At 73.0% G+C, this 15,770-nt stretch carries 15 protein-coding genes; 8 read left to right on the top strand and 7 right to left on the bottom strand.

Translation table 11 applies throughout. The annotated features are described in order from the left end of the window. Window positions 1-277: 277 nt before the first annotated feature. Window positions 278-1,204, bottom strand: a complete 927-nt coding sequence (locus tag IAG42_RS15295; RefSeq protein ID WP_188337548.1) for a cyclase family protein — start codon at window positions 1,202-1,204, stop codon at window positions 278-280. A gap of 100 nt (window positions 1,205-1,304) precedes the next feature. Here IAG42_RS15295 and IAG42_RS15290 point away from each other — a divergent pair, with 100 nt between their 5' ends. The 4 genes from IAG42_RS15290 (at window position 1,305) to IAG42_RS15275 (ending at window position 4,825) form a co-directional block, all read left to right on the top strand. Next, on the top strand, window positions 1,305-2,216 hold the full coding sequence (locus tag IAG42_RS15290; protein WP_188337547.1) for an SDR family oxidoreductase: 912 nt from the start codon (window positions 1,305-1,307) through the stop codon (window positions 2,214-2,216). A gap of 29 nt (window positions 2,217-2,245) precedes the next feature. Beyond that, a complete protein-coding gene (locus tag IAG42_RS15285) occupies window positions 2,246-3,442 on the top strand; it encodes an acyl-CoA dehydrogenase family protein (RefSeq protein ID WP_188337546.1) in 1,197 nt (398 codons plus the stop codon). 9 nt (window positions 3,443-3,451) lie between these two features. Continuing rightward, complete coding sequence (locus IAG42_RS15280; RefSeq protein WP_188337545.1) at window positions 3,452-4,501, top strand: Zn-dependent alcohol dehydrogenase; 1,050 nt, start codon at window positions 3,452-3,454, stop codon at window positions 4,499-4,501. Between the two features lie 108 nt (window positions 4,502-4,609). Then, window positions 4,610-4,825 (top strand): hypothetical protein, encoded by a 216-nt coding sequence (locus IAG42_RS15275; RefSeq protein WP_188337544.1) that lies wholly within the window; start codon window positions 4,610-4,612, stop codon window positions 4,823-4,825. Here the strand turns inward: IAG42_RS15275 and IAG42_RS15270 are convergent. Continuing rightward, window positions 4,807-5,817: a GlxA family transcriptional regulator gene (locus IAG42_RS15270; RefSeq protein ID WP_188337543.1), complete on the bottom strand. Its 1,011-nt coding sequence runs from the start codon at window positions 5,815-5,817 to the stop codon at window positions 4,807-4,809. The two genes, IAG42_RS15275 and IAG42_RS15270, sit on opposite strands and share 19 nt — an antisense overlap. Before the next feature lie 71 nt (window positions 5,818-5,888). Between IAG42_RS15270 and IAG42_RS15265 the strand changes: the two genes are divergently transcribed. Further along, window positions 5,889-7,199: an MFS transporter gene (locus tag IAG42_RS15265; protein WP_223206014.1), complete on the top strand. Its 1,311-nt coding sequence runs from the start codon at window positions 5,889-5,891 to the stop codon at window positions 7,197-7,199. A gap of 193 nt (window positions 7,200-7,392) precedes the next feature. On the opposite strand, the gene IAG42_RS15260 is transcribed toward IAG42_RS15265, so the two are convergent. After that, window positions 7,393-8,298 carry an AraC family transcriptional regulator gene (locus IAG42_RS15260; protein WP_188337542.1) on the bottom strand — a complete coding sequence of 302 codons (906 nt, stop codon included), beginning with the start codon at window positions 8,296-8,298 and terminating at the stop codon, window positions 7,393-7,395. A 143-nt stretch (window positions 8,299-8,441) separates the two neighbouring features. On the opposite strand from IAG42_RS15260, the gene IAG42_RS15255 reads away from it, so the two are divergent. After that, on the top strand, window positions 8,442-9,092 hold the full coding sequence (locus tag IAG42_RS15255) for an NAD(P)-dependent oxidoreductase (protein ID WP_188337541.1): 651 nt from the start codon (window positions 8,442-8,444) through the stop codon (window positions 9,090-9,092). A gap of 19 nt (window positions 9,093-9,111) precedes the next feature. Here the strand turns inward: IAG42_RS15255 and IAG42_RS15250 are convergent, their stop codons facing one another. Beyond that, window positions 9,112-9,714 carry a flavin reductase family protein gene (locus IAG42_RS15250; RefSeq protein WP_188341399.1) on the bottom strand — a complete coding sequence of 201 codons (603 nt, stop codon included), beginning with the start codon at window positions 9,712-9,714 and terminating at the stop codon, window positions 9,112-9,114. 83 nt (window positions 9,715-9,797) lie between these two features. Here IAG42_RS15250 and IAG42_RS15245 point away from each other — a divergent pair, with 83 nt between their 5' ends. After that, window positions 9,798-10,694, top strand: coding sequence for a hypothetical protein (locus tag IAG42_RS15245; RefSeq protein ID WP_188337540.1), 897 nt, complete (start codon window positions 9,798-9,800; stop codon window positions 10,692-10,694). Between the two features lie 9 nt (window positions 10,695-10,703). Here the strand turns inward: IAG42_RS15245 and IAG42_RS15240 are convergent, their stop codons facing one another. From IAG42_RS15240 to IAG42_RS15230, 3 genes are all read right to left on the bottom strand, one after another. After that, entirely contained in the window at window positions 10,704-11,507 is an 804-nt protein-coding gene (locus IAG42_RS15240; protein WP_188341398.1) for an enoyl-CoA hydratase/isomerase family protein, read from the bottom strand. A 198-nt stretch (window positions 11,508-11,705) separates the two neighbouring features. Then, entirely contained in the window at window positions 11,706-13,928 is a 2,223-nt protein-coding gene (locus tag IAG42_RS15235; protein WP_188337539.1) for an acetate--CoA ligase family protein, read from the bottom strand. A 142-nt stretch (window positions 13,929-14,070) separates the two neighbouring features. Next, window positions 14,071-14,529: a MarR family winged helix-turn-helix transcriptional regulator gene (locus tag IAG42_RS15230; RefSeq protein WP_188337538.1), complete on the bottom strand. Its 459-nt coding sequence runs from the start codon at window positions 14,527-14,529 to the stop codon at window positions 14,071-14,073. Between the two features lie 145 nt (window positions 14,530-14,674). On the opposite strand from IAG42_RS15230, the gene IAG42_RS15225 reads away from it, so the two are divergent. Then, complete coding sequence (locus IAG42_RS15225; protein WP_188341397.1) at window positions 14,675-15,769, top strand: epoxide hydrolase family protein; 1,095 nt, start codon at window positions 14,675-14,677, stop codon at window positions 15,767-15,769. Window position 15,770: the final 1 nt, after the last annotated feature.

Genomic DNA, 15,770 nt, shown 5'->3' with positions numbered 1-15,770 from the left:
TGGGGGCGGGGTTTCGTCTGCCCGGTGCGGTTCGTTGCCGAGTGCGGGTGCGTGGGGGCTGGTCGCGCAGTTCCCCGCGCCCCTGAAATGCAGACCCTTCGGGTCGCATTTCCCCGACGGGTGAGCGCCCGATGGAGATGGCGCACGAAGTGCGCATCTCCAGGGGCGCGGGGAACTGCGCGACCAGCCACGACGGCGGGAGAGTCGAAGATCAGCCCCTCCGGCGTTTGAGGAGCGGGGCCGGGGCGGAGCCCCTGGGGGGAGTGGGCGCCGGGCTCTAGAAGACGGCCACGGGGGCCACCGGGGTGCCGGTAGCGCCCTGGAAGGGTTCCGGCATGGCGGTCAGGAGGAAGGAGTGGCGGCCCACTTCTCCACAGGCTGTGGACAGGGATTCCAGATTCCAGTTCTGACCCTGGAGCATGCCCATCTCGACCAGGTCGAGGGCATGGACGGGGAGCCAGAGGTTCTCGATCTCCGGGGGGAAGATCTCGAAGGTCAGGGTGTCGTTGGCGACGGCCGCCACGTCACGCGCGTGGAACCACTCGGGGGTGTGGACGGACAGCCCCGGTGACGGATACCCGTACCCGTGCTTGTCACCGGCCAGGTACACCTGGATCTGGCCGGTGCGGACCAGGACGATGTCACCGGAACGCACCGTGACCCGCCCGAACTCGGCCGCCTCGTCGAGGTCCTGCGGGGTGACCGCGTGGTCGCCGGGCAGCCGGTCGACCCCCTTCGCCGCCGCGACGTCGAGCAGCACGCCGCGCGAGACGATGTGCGGGATCTTGTCGATGCCGCTGAACTCGGAGCCGTGGTGCGCCGTGATGCTGCCGGCGGGGCGGCCGTTGTAGATGCGGCCCGAGTGCGAGACGTGGGTGAGGGCGTCCCAGTGGGTGGCCGCCTGGAGGCCCATGGTCACCGCGTCGTCGCTGGTGGCGACGGTCTCGGGGCCGAAGATCTCGTGGTTGATCTGCACCATCGTGTGGAACGGGTTGATGCGCCCGGGGATGAGCCCCGACTGCACGCCGTCCTCCTTGAGGGGCAGTGCGAGCGGCACCCGGCGCCCCGTACGGACCTCGGCGGCGGCCGCGCGGACCACCTCGTCGGTGACGAGGTTCAGGGTGCCGATCTCGTCGGCCTCCCCCCAACGCCCCCAGTTGTTCACGCGTTTGGCGATGTCGTGGAACTCGGCGGGCAGCGGCATCGGGGCCTCCCGGGTCTTGTGTTCCGGTATCTGACGGGTCGTAGAATCCGAACCGAAGGAAATCTAACGGGTCGTCAGAAACTGCGGGAAGGGGCCGGGCGTGGGGAACTTCTTGGCTGGCAAGGTCGTGGCCGTCACCGGAGCGGGCCGGGGCATCGGGAGGGCCGTCGCCCTCGCCTGCGCCGAGCAGGGCGCCAAGGTGATCGTCAACGACTACGGGGTGTCCATCGAGGGCGGTGAACCCACCTCCGAGGTGGCGCTCGGAGTGGTCAAGGAGATAGAGGCGGCCGGCGGCAGCGCCGTAGCCGTCGCCGACGACGTGTCCACCATGGCGGGCGGGCAGCGGATCGTCGACGTGGCGATCGAGGAGTACGGGCGGCTCGACGGGGTCGTGTGCGTGGCCGGGATCCTGCGCGAGCGGATGCTGTTCAACATGTCCGAGCAGGAGTGGGACCCGGTCGTCGCCACCCACCTGAAGGGCACCTTCACCGTCTTCCGGGCCGCGTCGGCGGTCATGCGCAAGCAGGGGACCGGCACCCTCATCGGCTTCACCAGCGGCAACCACCAGGGCTCCGTCGCCCAGGCCAACTACAGCGCGGCCAAGGGCGGCATCATCTCGCTCGTGCGCAGCGCCGCCCTCGGCCTCAACAAGTACGGGGTCACCGCGAACGCCGTCGCCCCCGTCGCCCGTACCCGCATGTCGGCCAACGTGCCGATGGAGCTCAAGGAGATCGGCGAGCCCGAGGACGTGGCCGCGCTCGTCGTCTACCTGCTCAGCGAGCGGGCCCGCGAGGAGAAGATCACCGGGCAGGTCTACACCGTCGCCGGGCCGAAGATCGCCGTGTGGGCCCAGCCGCGCGAGCTGCGTGCCGGATACGCGGACGGGCCGTGGACGCCCGAGAAGATCGCCGACTTCCTGCCCGGGACCGTCGGCACCGACCCCATGCCGATGCTCGCCAAGCTCGAGGAGATGGCGCGGGCGGCGGCGGCCAAGGAACGGCCCAACCAGTAGACCCACCCTCGTGAGGAGGCGGTGACGGCGTGGAGTTCGGGTTCGGGGACGGGGACGAGGCCTTCCGGCGGGAGGCGCGCGGCTGGCTGGAGGAGCATCTCGTCGGCCGGTTCACGGCCGCCGTGGGACGCGGCGGTCCGGGCAGTGAGCACGAGGGCGGCGCCGAACGGCGGGCCTGGGAACGCGAGTTGGGCGAGGGCGGCTGGATCGGTCTCGGCTGGAGCGAGCCCGGGTACGGCAACCGGGTCGCCTCCCTGACCGAGCAGGTCGTGTGGGCGGAGGAGTACGCGCGGGTCCGGGCGCCGGGCCGCTACGGCCACATCGGCGAGAACCTCCTGGCCCCCACCCTCCTCGCGTACGGCACCGAGGAGCAGCGCCGCCGGTACCTGCCGCCGATCGCGCGCGGCGAGGAGCTGTGGTGCCAGGGCTACAGCGAGCCGGGCGCCGGTTCCGACCTCGCCTCACTGCGCACCTCCGCGGTGCGGGACGGGGACGGACGCTGGCGCGTCACCGGGCAGAAGGTGTGGACCTCGCTCGCGCACGAGGCCGACTGGTGCTTCGTGCTCGCCCGCACCGAGCCGGGCTCGCGCCGCCACCACGGCCTGTCGTTCCTGCTCGTCCCCATGGACCAGCCGGGACACATCGACGTACGGCCGATCCGGCAGCTGACCGGCACCAGCGAGTTCAACGAGGTCTTCTTCGACGGGGCGCTCGCCGAGGACCTCGTCGGCGAGGAGGGCGGCGGCTGGCGGGTCGCCATGGGGCTGCTCGGCTTCGAGCGCGGGGTGTCCACGCTCGCCCAGCAGATCGGCTTCGCCGAGGAGCTGCGCGAGGTGACCCGGACCGCGGTGAAGTCCGGCGCGGTCGACGACCCGGTGCTCGCCGAGCGGCTCGTACGGCTGTGGGCCGAACTGCGCACCATGCGCTGGCACGCGCTGCGCACCCTCGGCGGCGCCGACGACGCCGGGGCCGCCGGCGCTCCCAGTGCCGCCAAACTGCTGTGGGGCGGCTGGCACCAGCGGCTCGGCGAGCTCGCGCTGCGCGTGCGCGGGCCCGCGGCGGCCGTCGGGCCCGCCGACTGGTCGCCTGAGCGGCCCTACGAGCTCGACGCGCAGCAGCGCCTGTTCCTGTTCACCCGGGCCGACACCATCTACGGCGGCTCCGACGAGATCCAGCGCAACATCATCGCCGAGCGCGTGCTCGGGCTACCGAAGGAAAGGCCCTAGGGAGGCGTCATGCGAGGTGTGGTGTTCGACGGCGAACAGGCCCTGGTGGTCGACGACTTGGAGGTCCGCGACCCGGGGCCGGGGGAGGTGCTCGTCAAGGTCGCGGCGGCGGGGCTGTGCCACAGCGACCTGTCGGTGATCGACGGGACCATCCCGTTCCCGAGGCCGGTCGTGCTCGGTCACGAGGGCGCGGGCGTCGTGGAGGCGGTCGGGGCCGGGGTCACGCACGTGGAGCCCGGCGACCACGTGTCGCTGTCCACGCTCGCCAACTGCGGGGCCTGCGCCGAGTGCGACCGGGGCCGGCCCACGATGTGCCGCAAGGCGATCGGCATGCCCGGCAAGCCGTTCTCGCGCGGGGACAGGAAGCTGTTCCAGTTCGCGTCGAACTCGGCCTTCGCCGAACGGACCGTCGTCAAGGCCGTGCAGGCGGTGAAGATCCCCGAGGAGATACCGCTGACCTCGGCCGCGCTCATCGGCTGCGGCGTCCTCACCGGCGTCGGCGCCGTCCTCAACCGGGCCCGGGTCGACCGCGGCGACTCCGTCGTCGTCATCGGCACCGGCGGCGTCGGCCTCAACGTCCTCCAAGGGGCCCGGATCGCGGGCGCGCTGAAGATCGTGGCCGTGGACACCAACCCGGCGAAGGAGGAGGTGGCCCGGCAGTTCGGGGCGACCGAGTTCCTCACCGACCTGGCGAAGGTGCGGGACGTGCTGCCCGACGGGGCCGACCACGTCTTCGAGTGCGTGGGCCACGTCGCGCTGATCCGGGCCGCGATCGACCTCCTCGACCGGCACGGCCAGGCCGTCCTCCTCGGCATGCCGGCCGCCGACGCCGAGGCCACCTTCGTGCCCGCCCAGCTGTTCCTCGACAAGTCGGTCCTCGGCTGCCGCTACGGCTCCTCGCGCCCCCAGCGCGACATCCGCCTCTACGCGGACCTGTACGCCGAAGGGCGGCTGCTGCTCGACGAGTTGGTGACCCGCACCTACCCCGTCGAGGACTTCGCCAAGGCGGTCGAGGACGCCGAGGCGGGCCGCGTCGCACGCGGCGTTCTGACCTTCTGATCCCGAACCCCGGGCGGCCGGAACCGCCTTCCGCGCCCGGGGCCGCTCGCCTATCGTGAAAGGACGGTTGGCGGGCCGGGGGCCCGCCCCTGGAGACGGGGGTGCGCGATGGTGACGGTCCTGATCCTGTTCGCAGTGCTCGGCCTCGTGGCGGGCCTGCTGGTCTGGAAGATCCTGCGGCGCAGCAGCGTCACGGAGACCGCGGAGGGCCTGCGCATCGAGCAGGACAGCCGCGTTCGGGCGGTCGGCGACAAGTACCAGTACAACGCGCTCGCGCAGCACAACACGATGCCGAACATCGGGGACTACCGCCCCAGGAGGTGACCGCCGCCGCCCCTCTCCGCCGAGCGGTGGAAGGTGCGGCGGTACGCGGTCGGGGTCACGCCGAGCGCGGCCTGCAGATGCTGGCGCATCGACTGGGCCGTGCCGAAGCCCGACTCCCGGGCGACCTGGTCGATGCCCAGGTCCGAGGTCTCCAGCAGATGCCGGGCCCGCTCGACACGCTGCCCGGTCAGCCACTGGCCGGGACTCACCCCGACCTCCTCGCGGAAGCGCCGGGTGAACGTGCGCACCGACATCGACTCCTGCTCCGCCATGTCCCGCAGCTGGATCGGCTCGTGCAGCCGGGCCAGTGCCCAGGCGCGCGCGGCGGTCGTGGAGGCGAGGCCCGGCTCGGGCACCGGCCGGTGCACGTACTGGGCCTGGCCGCCGTCGCGGTGCGGCGGCACGACGGTGCGGCGGGCCACGTCGTTGGCGACGGCCGCGCCGTGGTCGCGGCGCACCAGATGCAGGCACAGGTCGATGCCCGCGGCGACCCCCGCCGAGGTCAGCACGTCGCCGTCGTCGACGAACAGCACGTCGGCGTCCACCCGCACCGCCGGGAACATCCGCTGGAACGCCTCCGCGTCCGCCCAGTGCGTCGTCGCCGGCCGGCCGTCGAGCAGCCCCGCCGCCGCGAGCACCCAACTGCCGGTGCAGATCGACACCATGCGCGTGCCGGGCCGCACATGGGCGAGGGCCGCGGACAGCTCGGGCGTGAGCCGCCCCTCCTCGTAGACCGGACCCAGCTCGTACGAGGCGGGGACGATCACCGTGTCCGCCGAGGCCAGCGCCTGCGGCCCGTGCTCCACGAGGATCGCGAAGTCGGCGTCCGTCATCACCGGGCCCGGCCCGCGGACGCCGCAGGTCAGGACCTCGTACAAGGGCTCGCCCGCGGCGGTGCGGGCGCGGCCGAAGATGCGCTGCGGGATGCCCAGCTCGAACGGGATGACCCCGTCGAGGGCCAGGACGACGACACGGTGCCGGTCAGCGGTCATGGCCCGATCCTAGCGAAGGATGGCATTCGGGCCACTCGATCGGCGGGGCGCGCTGCCGCAGGCTCTTCCCCGTGACGACGACAACGCAGAACTCCGCGGCCCCCGGCAGGGCCGCCTCCGGGGGCGGCAGCGCGCCCTTCTGGGCCTGGGCCGTGGCCGCGGTCACCTTCGTGACGATCATCGGCGCCGCCGCCTTCGCCTCCCTGCCCGGACTGCTCATCGAGCCGCTCCACGCGGAGTTCGGCTGGTCCCGCGGCACGATCGGCTTCGCCGTGTCCGTGAACCTCGCCCTCTACGGGATCACGGCGCCGTTCGCCGCCGCGCTCATGGACCGCTTCGGCATCCGCAGGGTCGTCGCGGTGGCGCTCACCGTCATCGCGGCCGGATCCCTGCTCACCGTGTGGATGACCGCCGCCTGGCAACTCGTCCTGTGCTGGGGTGTCCTGGTCGGCCTCGGCAGCGGCTCGATGGCGCTCGCCTTCGCGGCGACCGTCACCAACCGCTGGTTCGTCGCCCGGCGGGGCCTCGTCACGGGCATCCTCACCGCCGCCGGAGCCTCCGGGCAGCTCGTCTTCCTGCCCCTCCTCTCCTGGATCGTCACCCGGCACGACTGGCGCCCGGCCGCCGTCACCGTCGCGCTCGCCGCGCTCGCCGTCGTCCCCTTCGTGTGGCTGCTCCTGCGGGACCATCCCGCCGACGTGGGCGTGAAGCCGTACGGGGCCGAGGCGTTCGTGCCGAAGCCGGAGCCCGTGCGGGGGGCCGCGCGGCGGGCGGTCGGAGTGCTCGCGCGGGCCGCGCGCACCGGGCCCTTCTGGCTCCTCGCCGGGACCTTCGCGATCTGCGGCGCCTCCACGAACGGGCTCGTCAAGACGCACTTCGTGCCCGCCGCGCACGACCACCACATGCCGGTCACCGCCGCGGCCTCGCTGCTCGCCGTCATCGGAGTCTTCGACGTCGTCGGCACGATCGCCTCCGGCTGGTTCACGGACCGGTTCTCGGCGCGGCGGCTGCTCGCCGTGTACTACGCGCTGCGCGGCGTCTCGCTGCTCTTCCTGCCGATCCTGCTGGCGCCCAGCGTGCATCCGCCGATGCTGTTCTTCATCGTCTTCTACGGACTCGACTGGGTCGCCACCGTGCCGCCGACGATCGCGCTCTGCCGTGAGCACTACGGGGAGGACTCGGCGATCGTCTTCGGCTGGGTCCTCGCGTCCCACCAGGTGGGAGCGGCCGTCGTGGCGTTCCTGGGCGGCGTCGCCCGGGACGTCTTCGGCTCGTACGACGTGGTCTGGTACGCGTCGGGTGCGCTGTGCGCGGTCGCGGCGCTGATGGCTCTGGTGATTCGGCGGGGGGCGGGGGCGGGGGCGGAGGCGCGGGCCGCTTGATCGCGGGGTGGGAGTGCCTCGGCTCCGGCGCGGTTGCCGATCGTTGCCGGGTGCCGCGCCGTCGTGGCTGATCGCGCAGTTCCCCGCGCCCCTGAAAGCGCACTCCGCGCGCCCCAGGGGTCGCGCCGTTGCGGGTTGCTGATGGGGGCCGACTGCCGCGCCGTCGTGGCTGATCGCGCAGTTCCCCGCGCCCCTACGGGGACGGGCGGAAGGTGGTGCGGAAGGTTGCGGGGGTTGTGGTGGTGCGTTGGGTGAAGTACTTGACGAAGTTGCTGGTGTCCAGGAAGCCGAGGCGGGTGGCGATCTGGGAGACGGGGTCGTCGCCGTGGGCGAGGAGGCGTTTGGCCTCCAGGACGACGCGGCGGTCGATGAACTCCTTGGCCCCGACGCCGGAGGCGTCGAGTGCGGCCCGGGTCAGGGTGCGGGGCGCGTAGCCGAGGACGCGGGCGTAGTGCCCGACGTCCCGGGCCCGCGTGTAGTCCCGCTCCACCGCGGCGCGGAACCGCTGGAAGGTGTCCGCGTGCTCGGGGCTCGTGGTGCCTGACGGTGCGGCCACATGGGTCAGGCGCAGCAGGAGTACGGCGAGCAGCCGCCGGAGGATCGCCGCGCGGGTGTGCTCGGGCAGGCCGGTGGCGCGGTACTCGTCCGCGAGGTGGCCGAGGGCCTGGTGCAGGGCGCCGGCGTCCTCGCCGGAGGCCTCCCACAGGGTGCGGCCGAACGGGTCGTCGAGGTGGACGTCCGCCGCGGTGGCGGGGTCGAGGACGTCGGGCCGGAACAGCACCAGCGTGCCGGACGCCGTGCCCAGGTCGCCGAACCGCTGCACCTGTCCGGGCCGCACCCACAGCCAGGTGCCGTCGGTCAGGGAGTGGTCCGTGAAGTCGACCATGTGCGTCAGCCGCCCCCGGCGCACGGTGAGCAGCAGGTGGAACTCGGGGCGCTGCGGGTGCCCGGCCCCCTCGGCGTCCCGCACGGCCTCCGTGCCGCCGCGCAGCATCCGCTCCCGCAGTTCCTCGATCGCCATCACCTCGATCCCGGCCGCGGCGGCGGGCGGGGGAGTGTAGGCGACCTCCTGGATCGTCTCGTGTCCGTTTTTCACCATGGCCTGACCTTGCCGTACCTGGGCGGAGACCCGGGGCTTCCTTATGTTTGATGTGGGAGAAGGGGGCCGGTGGCCACAAGGACCGTAAGCGCCCCTCCCGAGATCGATGACTGACTTCTACCACGCAGGTTCGGAGTATTGCCATGACGAACATCGCTGTCTTCGGCGCCAACGGCACCATCGGTTCCGCCCTCGTCCGCGAGGCGCTGGAGCGCGGCCACACGGTCACCGCGGTCGTCCGTGACCCCGCCAAGGTCGCCGAGCGCCACCCGGACCTGACCGTCGTCACCGGCGACGCCCTGGACGCCCGGTCGGTCACGGCCGTCGCGAAGGGGCAGGACGTCGTGGTCAGCGCGGTGGGCGGCGGCGACGGCCCGGGCCACGTCGCCACGATCAAGCCCTCCGCCGTCGCCCTCACCGAAGGGCTGCGGGCCCTCGGCGAGCAGGCCCCGCGCCTGATCGCGGTCGGCGGCGCCGGCTCGCTGCGCACCCCCGACGGCAAGCAGGTCTGGGACGCCCCGGGCCTGCCCGACTTCCTGCTGCAGATCATGCACGCGCACGGTGACGCCCTGGACCACTACCGGACCGTCACGGACGTCGACTGGACCAACATCAGCCCCGCCGCCCACATCGCCCCCGGCGAGCGCACCGGCGGCTACCGCACCGCCCTGGACGACCTCGTCACCGACGCGGCCGGCGAGAGCGCCGTGTCGGTCGAGGACTACGCCGTCGCCGTCCTCGACGAGATCGAGACGCCGCGCCACCGCGGGCAGCGCTTCACCGTCGGCTACTGACCGGCCCCGGGCCGCGCCCTCAGTCGGCGAGCGTCGCGAAGCGGCCCTGGTGGAAGAGGAGCGGGGCGGAGTCCTCGGCTCCCGTGCCCAGGGACGTGACGCGGCCGACCACGATCAGGTGGTCGCCCCCGGTGTGCACGGCGTGGATGACGCAGTCGATCCAGGCGGCGGCGCCGTCCAGGCGCGGGGAACCGGAGACCGGCGCCGCGTCGTACGCGACCCCGGCGAACTTGTCGGCCCCGCTGACCGCGAAGCCCCGGCACAGCTCGCCCTGGTCCGCCCCCAGCACGTTGACGCAGAAGACGCCCGCACGGGCGATCCGCGGCCACGTCGTCGACGTACGGGCGACCATGAACGCCACGAGCGGCGGGTCCAGGGACAGCGAGGCGAAGGACTGGCAGGCGAAGCCGGCGGGCTGTTCGCCGGGCGCGGTGACGATCGTGACCCCGGACGCGAAGGACCCGAGCACACGCCGGAACTCCGCGGGATCCACGGGCGCCCGCTCGTCGTCGCGGACCGCCCGCAGGTCGGGGCGGGGCAGCGGCTCGACCGGGGCCGCGGTGGGGGCGCCGACCGACCTGAGGTACCGGACGACGGTGGCCGCCATCCCTGCGTGTCCCATCATGCTTTTCATTGAAGCTGACGGTGCGTCAGATGGGAAGGGGCGTGACAGGACCGCGGGAGGGCTCGCGTAGGTTCCCGGCCATGGGGTGGGAGAAGAAGGAGCCGGGCGGAACCGGCGACGTGGAGCTGATGGCGGCCGCGTGCACGCTGCAGCTCCCGGTCGCGGGCGCGCTGGCGATGGTCGCGGCCTTCGACGACAACGACTACGGCCAGGGCTTCAACAGCATCGGCCTGGCCTGCGTGATGATCTTCGCGCCGATCGTGCTGCCGTTCCTCGGCTGGCTGCAGTGCGCCGTGCAGGCACTTCCCGCGCTGGCCCTCGGCAAGGTGCTCGCCGCCCGGGTCCCGGGCGCGGCATGGCGCGGCCGGGCCCTCGCCGCACTCCTGGTCGCCGCCGTCTGGGCCGTACCGCCCACCGCCCTCGGCATCTCCTCGTACCCGACGAACTTGCTGGTCTGCGCGGCCTTCTGCGCCTTCCCCGGCTACGTGGCGACCCGCCCGTGGCGGTGGGTGCGGCGCCGGCTGCGGATGTGGTCCGCGGGTCTGTTCGGCGGCGGTCTGCTCGCCCTGCTCACCCTCCTCGCCGGAGCCGTCGCCCAGGGCGTCGGACTCCTGCCGGTGTACGAGCCGCCGGTGCTCACGCGCGGCGAGCTGGTCGCCGAGTGGCGCGACGCGGACGACGGCGCCGCGCTGCGCCTGGACGCCGACGGCCGGGCCCGGCTGACCCGGCTCCCGGCCGAGGACCTGTTCGGCTCGGCCGGGCCCGACGACCCCCCCTTCTCCCGCTGCACCGCAACGGGCACCTGGTCCCGGCGGGCCGGGGACACCTCGGGGGACGCCGGTGTCGAGATCGACGTGCCCGCCTGCACCGACACCACGCTGCACTGGACGATCGGCGGCACCCGCGAGGACCCCGAGCTCTACGTCCTGTTCGGCGACCCGGACGCGGGCGACCTGCACATCCTCACGCGGAGCTAGGGTCCTCCTTCACCGGCCCTCGTACGTCGCCGAGCGGCGCTCCACGAAGCTGGCGACGCCCTCCTGCGCGTCCCGCGTCCCCATGTTGAGCTCCTGCGCGACCGCCTCCGCCGCGAAGGCCGCCGCCCGGTCGGTGTCCAGGGACGCGTTCACCAACTGCTTGGTGAGGGCCAGCGCGCGGGTCGGGCCGGTCGCGAGCCGCTCCGCCCAGGCGCGGGCCGTCTTTGCCAGCTCCTCGTCGGGCACGATCCGGTTGACGAGGCCGAGCCGCTCCGCCTCCGCGGCCGGCAGCGCGTCGCCGAAGAACATCAGCTCCTTGGCGCGCTGCGGGCCGATCAGCCGGGGCAGCAGATAGGCGCCGCCCCCGTCCGGCACCAGTCCGCGCCGCACGAACACCTCGATGAACCGCGCCGATTCGGCGGCCAGCACCAGGTCGCAGGCGAGCGCGAGATGCGCGCCGATGCCGGCGGCCGTGCCGTTCACCGCCGCGATCACCGGCTTCTCGCAGTCCAGGACCGCCGCGATGAGCCGCTGCGCGCCCCGCTGGATGGTCCGCGCGATGTCCCCGGTGACCCGCTCCCGGGTCTCGGCCGGGCCGCCGCGCAGGTCGGCGCCCGCGCAGAAGCCCTTGCCGGTGGCGGTGAGGACGACGGCGCGCACGTCCGGGTCGGCGGAGGCGTCGGCGAGCAGCGCGATGACGCGCTCGCGCTGGTCCCAGGTGACGGCGTTCATCGCCTCGGGCCGGTTGAGCGTGATCCAGCAGACCCCGTCCTCGAAGCGGTGCAGGACGGTCTCGGCCACGGCCTCGGTCATGGTGCGACTCTCCGTTCGTCGGTCTCTTCTCTCCAGCCCGCCTGGCCATTCCAGCCCGTCCGGCGTTTGAGGACGAGGCCGAAGGCCGAAAGGGGGTCTGGGGGCGCAGCCCCCAGGGACGGGACGGGAAGGGGCGGCGGGGGCGATTCACCCCACGGGACGCACCCCAAGGGACGCACCCCCCGGCCGCCCCACCCCTCACCGGCACACGGCAAGCGCGTCCAGTGCCACCGCCCCCTGGCCGCGCGGCAGCACCATCAGTGGGTTGATGTCCAGCTCGGCCAGGTCGTCGTGGAGTTCCAGCGCCATCCGCTGGACCCGCAGGATCACCTCGACCAGCGCGTCGACATCGGCCGGCGGAGCCCCCCGCACCCCGTCGAGCAGCGCCCGCCCCCGCAACTCCCCGAGCAGGGCCCGCGCCTGGTCCTCCCCGAACGGCGGCACCCGTACCGCCGTGTCCTGGAGCACCTCGACGAGGACCCCGCCGAGCCCCACCGTCACGGTCGGCCCGAAGAGTTCGTCGTGCGTGACGCCGACGACCATCTCGACGCCGCGCTCCACCATCTGGCACACGAGGACCCCGTCCAGCTCGATCCCCTCGTAGCGGGCGATGTCGGTCAGCTCGCGGTACGCGTCCCGCACCTGGCTCGCCGACGTCAACCCGACCTTCACCAGGCCGAGTTCGGACTTGTGGGCGAGCTGCGGCGCCGACGCCTTCATGACGACCGGGTAGCCGACGAGCGAGGCCGCCCGCACGGCCGCCGCCGCGCTGGTCACCAGCTGCTCGCGCGGCACCCGGATCCCGTAGGCGCGCAGGAGCTGCTTGGCCGCGTGCTCGCTGAGCTGCTTGCCGGGCCGCATCAGCGCCTGGGCCTTGCGGAAGGACGGGGACGGGGTGCGCGGCGCGTCCTCGAACGGCGAGCGGTAGGCGGCGGTGAAGCGGTGGTGCTCCAGGTGGGCGCGGACGGCGGTGACGCAGTTGGCGAACGTACGGAAGGTCGCGACCCGTGACGAGCCGAGCAGTGTCTCGCGGTACGCGTCCTCGGTGCCGACCGGCGACCCCCAGATGACGCACACCAGCTTGTCGGTCTGCTCGGCCGCGTCCACGAGGTCCTGCGCCAGCTTGTCGCTCATCGGCGGGAACGGGCCGGTGATCGGGCAGATCAGCACGCCGACGGACGGGTCGGCGAGGATCGCGTCGATGATCTTCCGGCCGCGCCAGTCGCCGACGGGGTGCCCGCCGTTGTCGACGGGGTTGGAGACGTTCAGGTACTCCGGTATCCACTGGTGCAGTTCGGCCTGCTTGGCCTCGGACAGCACGGGCAGGTTCAGCCCGCCCGCCGTCGCGAGGTCGGAGAAGTGGGCGCCGGTGCCGCCGGAGATCGAGTACACGACGACCCCGTCGGCCTGCGGGGGCCTGGCCCGCGCCAGCAGGGCGGCGGTGTCCTGGAGTTCGTCGAGGCCGTCGACGCGGATCACGCCGAACTGCCGCATGGCCGCGTCCACGACGGTGTCGGCGCCGGTCAGCTTGCCGGTATGGGAGGCGGCGGTACGGGCGCCGGTCTCGGTGCGGCCCACCTTCACGGCGACGACCGGCACCTTGGCCCGCGCGGCCCGGTCGGCGGCGAGCAGGAAGGACCGCCCGTCCTTGAGCCCCTCCACGTAGCAGGCGATGGCGCCGACCTCGGGCCGCTGGGAGAAGTACGAGATGAAGTCGGAGGTCTCCAGGTCGGCCTCGTTGCCCGTCGGCGCCCAGTGCGAGAGCCGGATGCCGAGCTCCTGGAGGGTGAAGACGGGGCGGCCCTGGTGTCCCGACTGGGTGATCAGCGCGATGGCGGGCCCGTCGAGGTCGTCGCGGAACTTCTCGAAGGCGTTGAGGTTGGTGTTCGGGCCGAGCAGCCGGAGCCCGGAGCGGGCCACGGCCTCGGCGAGCCGCTCCTGCGCGGCGGCGCCCTCCTCGCCCGTCTCCGCGAACCCGGAGGCGAAGGCGACGGCGAACTTCACCTTCGTGTCCGCGAGTTGCTCGATGACGGGCAGCGGGTCCCCGACGAGGAGGACCGCGAGGTCGACCTGCTCGGGCAGCTCGGCGACGCTCGGCGAGCAGGCGAGGCCGAAGACCGTCTCGCGGGTCGGGTGCACGGGGTGGAGGCGGGCGCCGACCCGCTCGGCCCAGGCCATGAGCTGCCGGGTGATCCCGGTGTTGGGCCGTCCCTCGGCGTCCGAGGCGCCGACGACCGCGATGGACTCGGGCCGGAAGAAGCGGTCCAGGTCGGGTACGTCGGCGCTCAGCGGGCGTCCGCTGACGTCGGCGTCGTCGGTGCCGGCCCTGCCGTGGACGGCGAGGCCGGGCTGTTCCCCGCAGGCGATCACGCGGGCCCGGCGGGAGTCGGTGGTCAGGGTGCCGTATGTCGATCCAAGCATCGTCCGCCCGCTCCTGTGAGGTTGGCCGGTGGCACATGGCCGCTGCAAAAACCAATAGCTGACGCTTAGTCAGATTACTCAACTGACACTGTGTCAGGAACAGGGCTGCAGGCAAAGGCTGAGGCGGATGTGCGGCGCCTGCTCAGGGATGCGCCGGGCGGTGGTGCTCCAGGACGGCCGTGAGCAGGCGGACGAGGTCGTCCCGCTGGACCGTGCCGAGCGGTGCGAGCAGCTCGCTCTGGGCGTCGGCGATGAGCGCGTCGAGCCGCTCCAGGCGGAGCCGCCCCGCCTCGGTGAGCGTGATGACGTTGCGCCGGCGGTCGGCGGGGTCGGGCTCGCGGCTCACGCAGTCGGTGTCCGACAGCTCGTTGAGGACGGCGACCATGTCGCTGCGGTAGATGCCGGTGCGGCGGCTGAGCTCGGACTGGCTCGCGGGGCCGCCCTCGGAGAGCGCGACGAGTACGGCGAAGTGCCACTTGTGCGCGCCCTCGGCGGCCAGGCGCTCGCCGACCAGCCGGTCCGCGACGGCCGAGGCTCCGGCGAGGAGGCGGCTGGGGATGGCGCGCAGCCGGCCGGGGGTGTGCTCGGGGGTCGGACTCATGGGGCCTCCGCTTCCGCCGCCCTCTCGGGTTCCGGCTCTTGCTCCTCGGCTCTTGCGTTAGTGACACTAACAGTCTAACTTCATTAGTGGCACGAACGTTAGAGCTACTAATGAACCCTTACGGGAGTGATGGCGAGTGAAGACCGTGATCAAGCCGTTCCGCGTCGATGTCCCGCAGGCCGCCCTCGACGACCTGGCCGACCGCCTCTCCCGCACCCGCTGGCCCGACGAGCTCGCGGACGCCGGATGGGACTACGGCTTCCCGCTCGCCCGGCTGAAGGAGCTCGCCGAGCACTGGCGCACCCGCTACGACTGGCGCGCGCACGAGGCGCGGCTCAACGAACTGCCGCACTTCGTCACCGAGATCGACGGCCAGGACATCCACTTCGTCCACGTACGGTCCGCGAACCCGGACGCGCTCGCGCTGATCCTCACGCACGGCTGGCCCGGTTCGTTCCTGGAGTTCCTCGACGTCGTCGGGCCGCTGTCCCGGGATTTCCACCTCGTCGTCCCGTCGATCCCGGGCTACGGCTTCTCCGGGCCGACCCGCGAGCGCGGCTGGGACGCCGAGCGGATCGCGCGGGCCTGGGCCGAGCTGATGGACCGGCTCGGGTACGACCGCTACGGCGCCCAGGGCGGCGACTTCGGCGCCGGGATATCCCTGGCGCTCGGCGGGGTCGCCCCCGACCGGGTCGTCGGCGTGCACGTCAACTACCTGCCGACCCGGCCCGACCCGGAGGCCGGTCTCGTCCTGTCCGCGCGTGACGAGGCCCGCCTCGACAAGGTCCGGCAGCTGATGGCGAACCGCCCGCCCTACCAGGCGCTCCAGGCCCTCACCCCGCAGACGATCGGCTACGCGCTGACCGACTCGCCCGTCGGCCAACTGGTCTGGATCGCCGAGCGGTTCGCTGCCTGGACCGACCCCGCGACGCCGGTCGACGACGAGCGGATCCTCACCGACGTGTCGCTGTACTGGCTGACCGCGACGGCGGCCTCCTCGGCGCGGCTGCACCACGACGCGGCGCGCGGCACGAAGCTGCCGTGCCCCGTGCCGGTCGGCGTCGCCGTGTTCGCGCACGACATCACGCAGTCGGTGCGGCCGCTGGCCGAGCGGCTGTACGACGTCGTGCACTGGTCGGAGTTCGAGCACGGCGGGCACTTCGCGGCGATGGAGGTGCCGGAGCCGTTCGCGCGGGACGTCCGCGAGTTCTTCCTCGCCCGGGAGCCCGCCCGCGGGTGAC

It is taken from the genome of Streptomyces xanthii (assembly GCF_014621695.1).
GTDB lineage: Bacteria > Actinomycetota > Actinomycetes > Streptomycetales > Streptomycetaceae > Streptomyces > Streptomyces xanthii.
The sequence above is the reverse complement of the archived record's forward strand: the minus strand, read 5'-3'. Positions and strand labels throughout refer to the sequence as shown.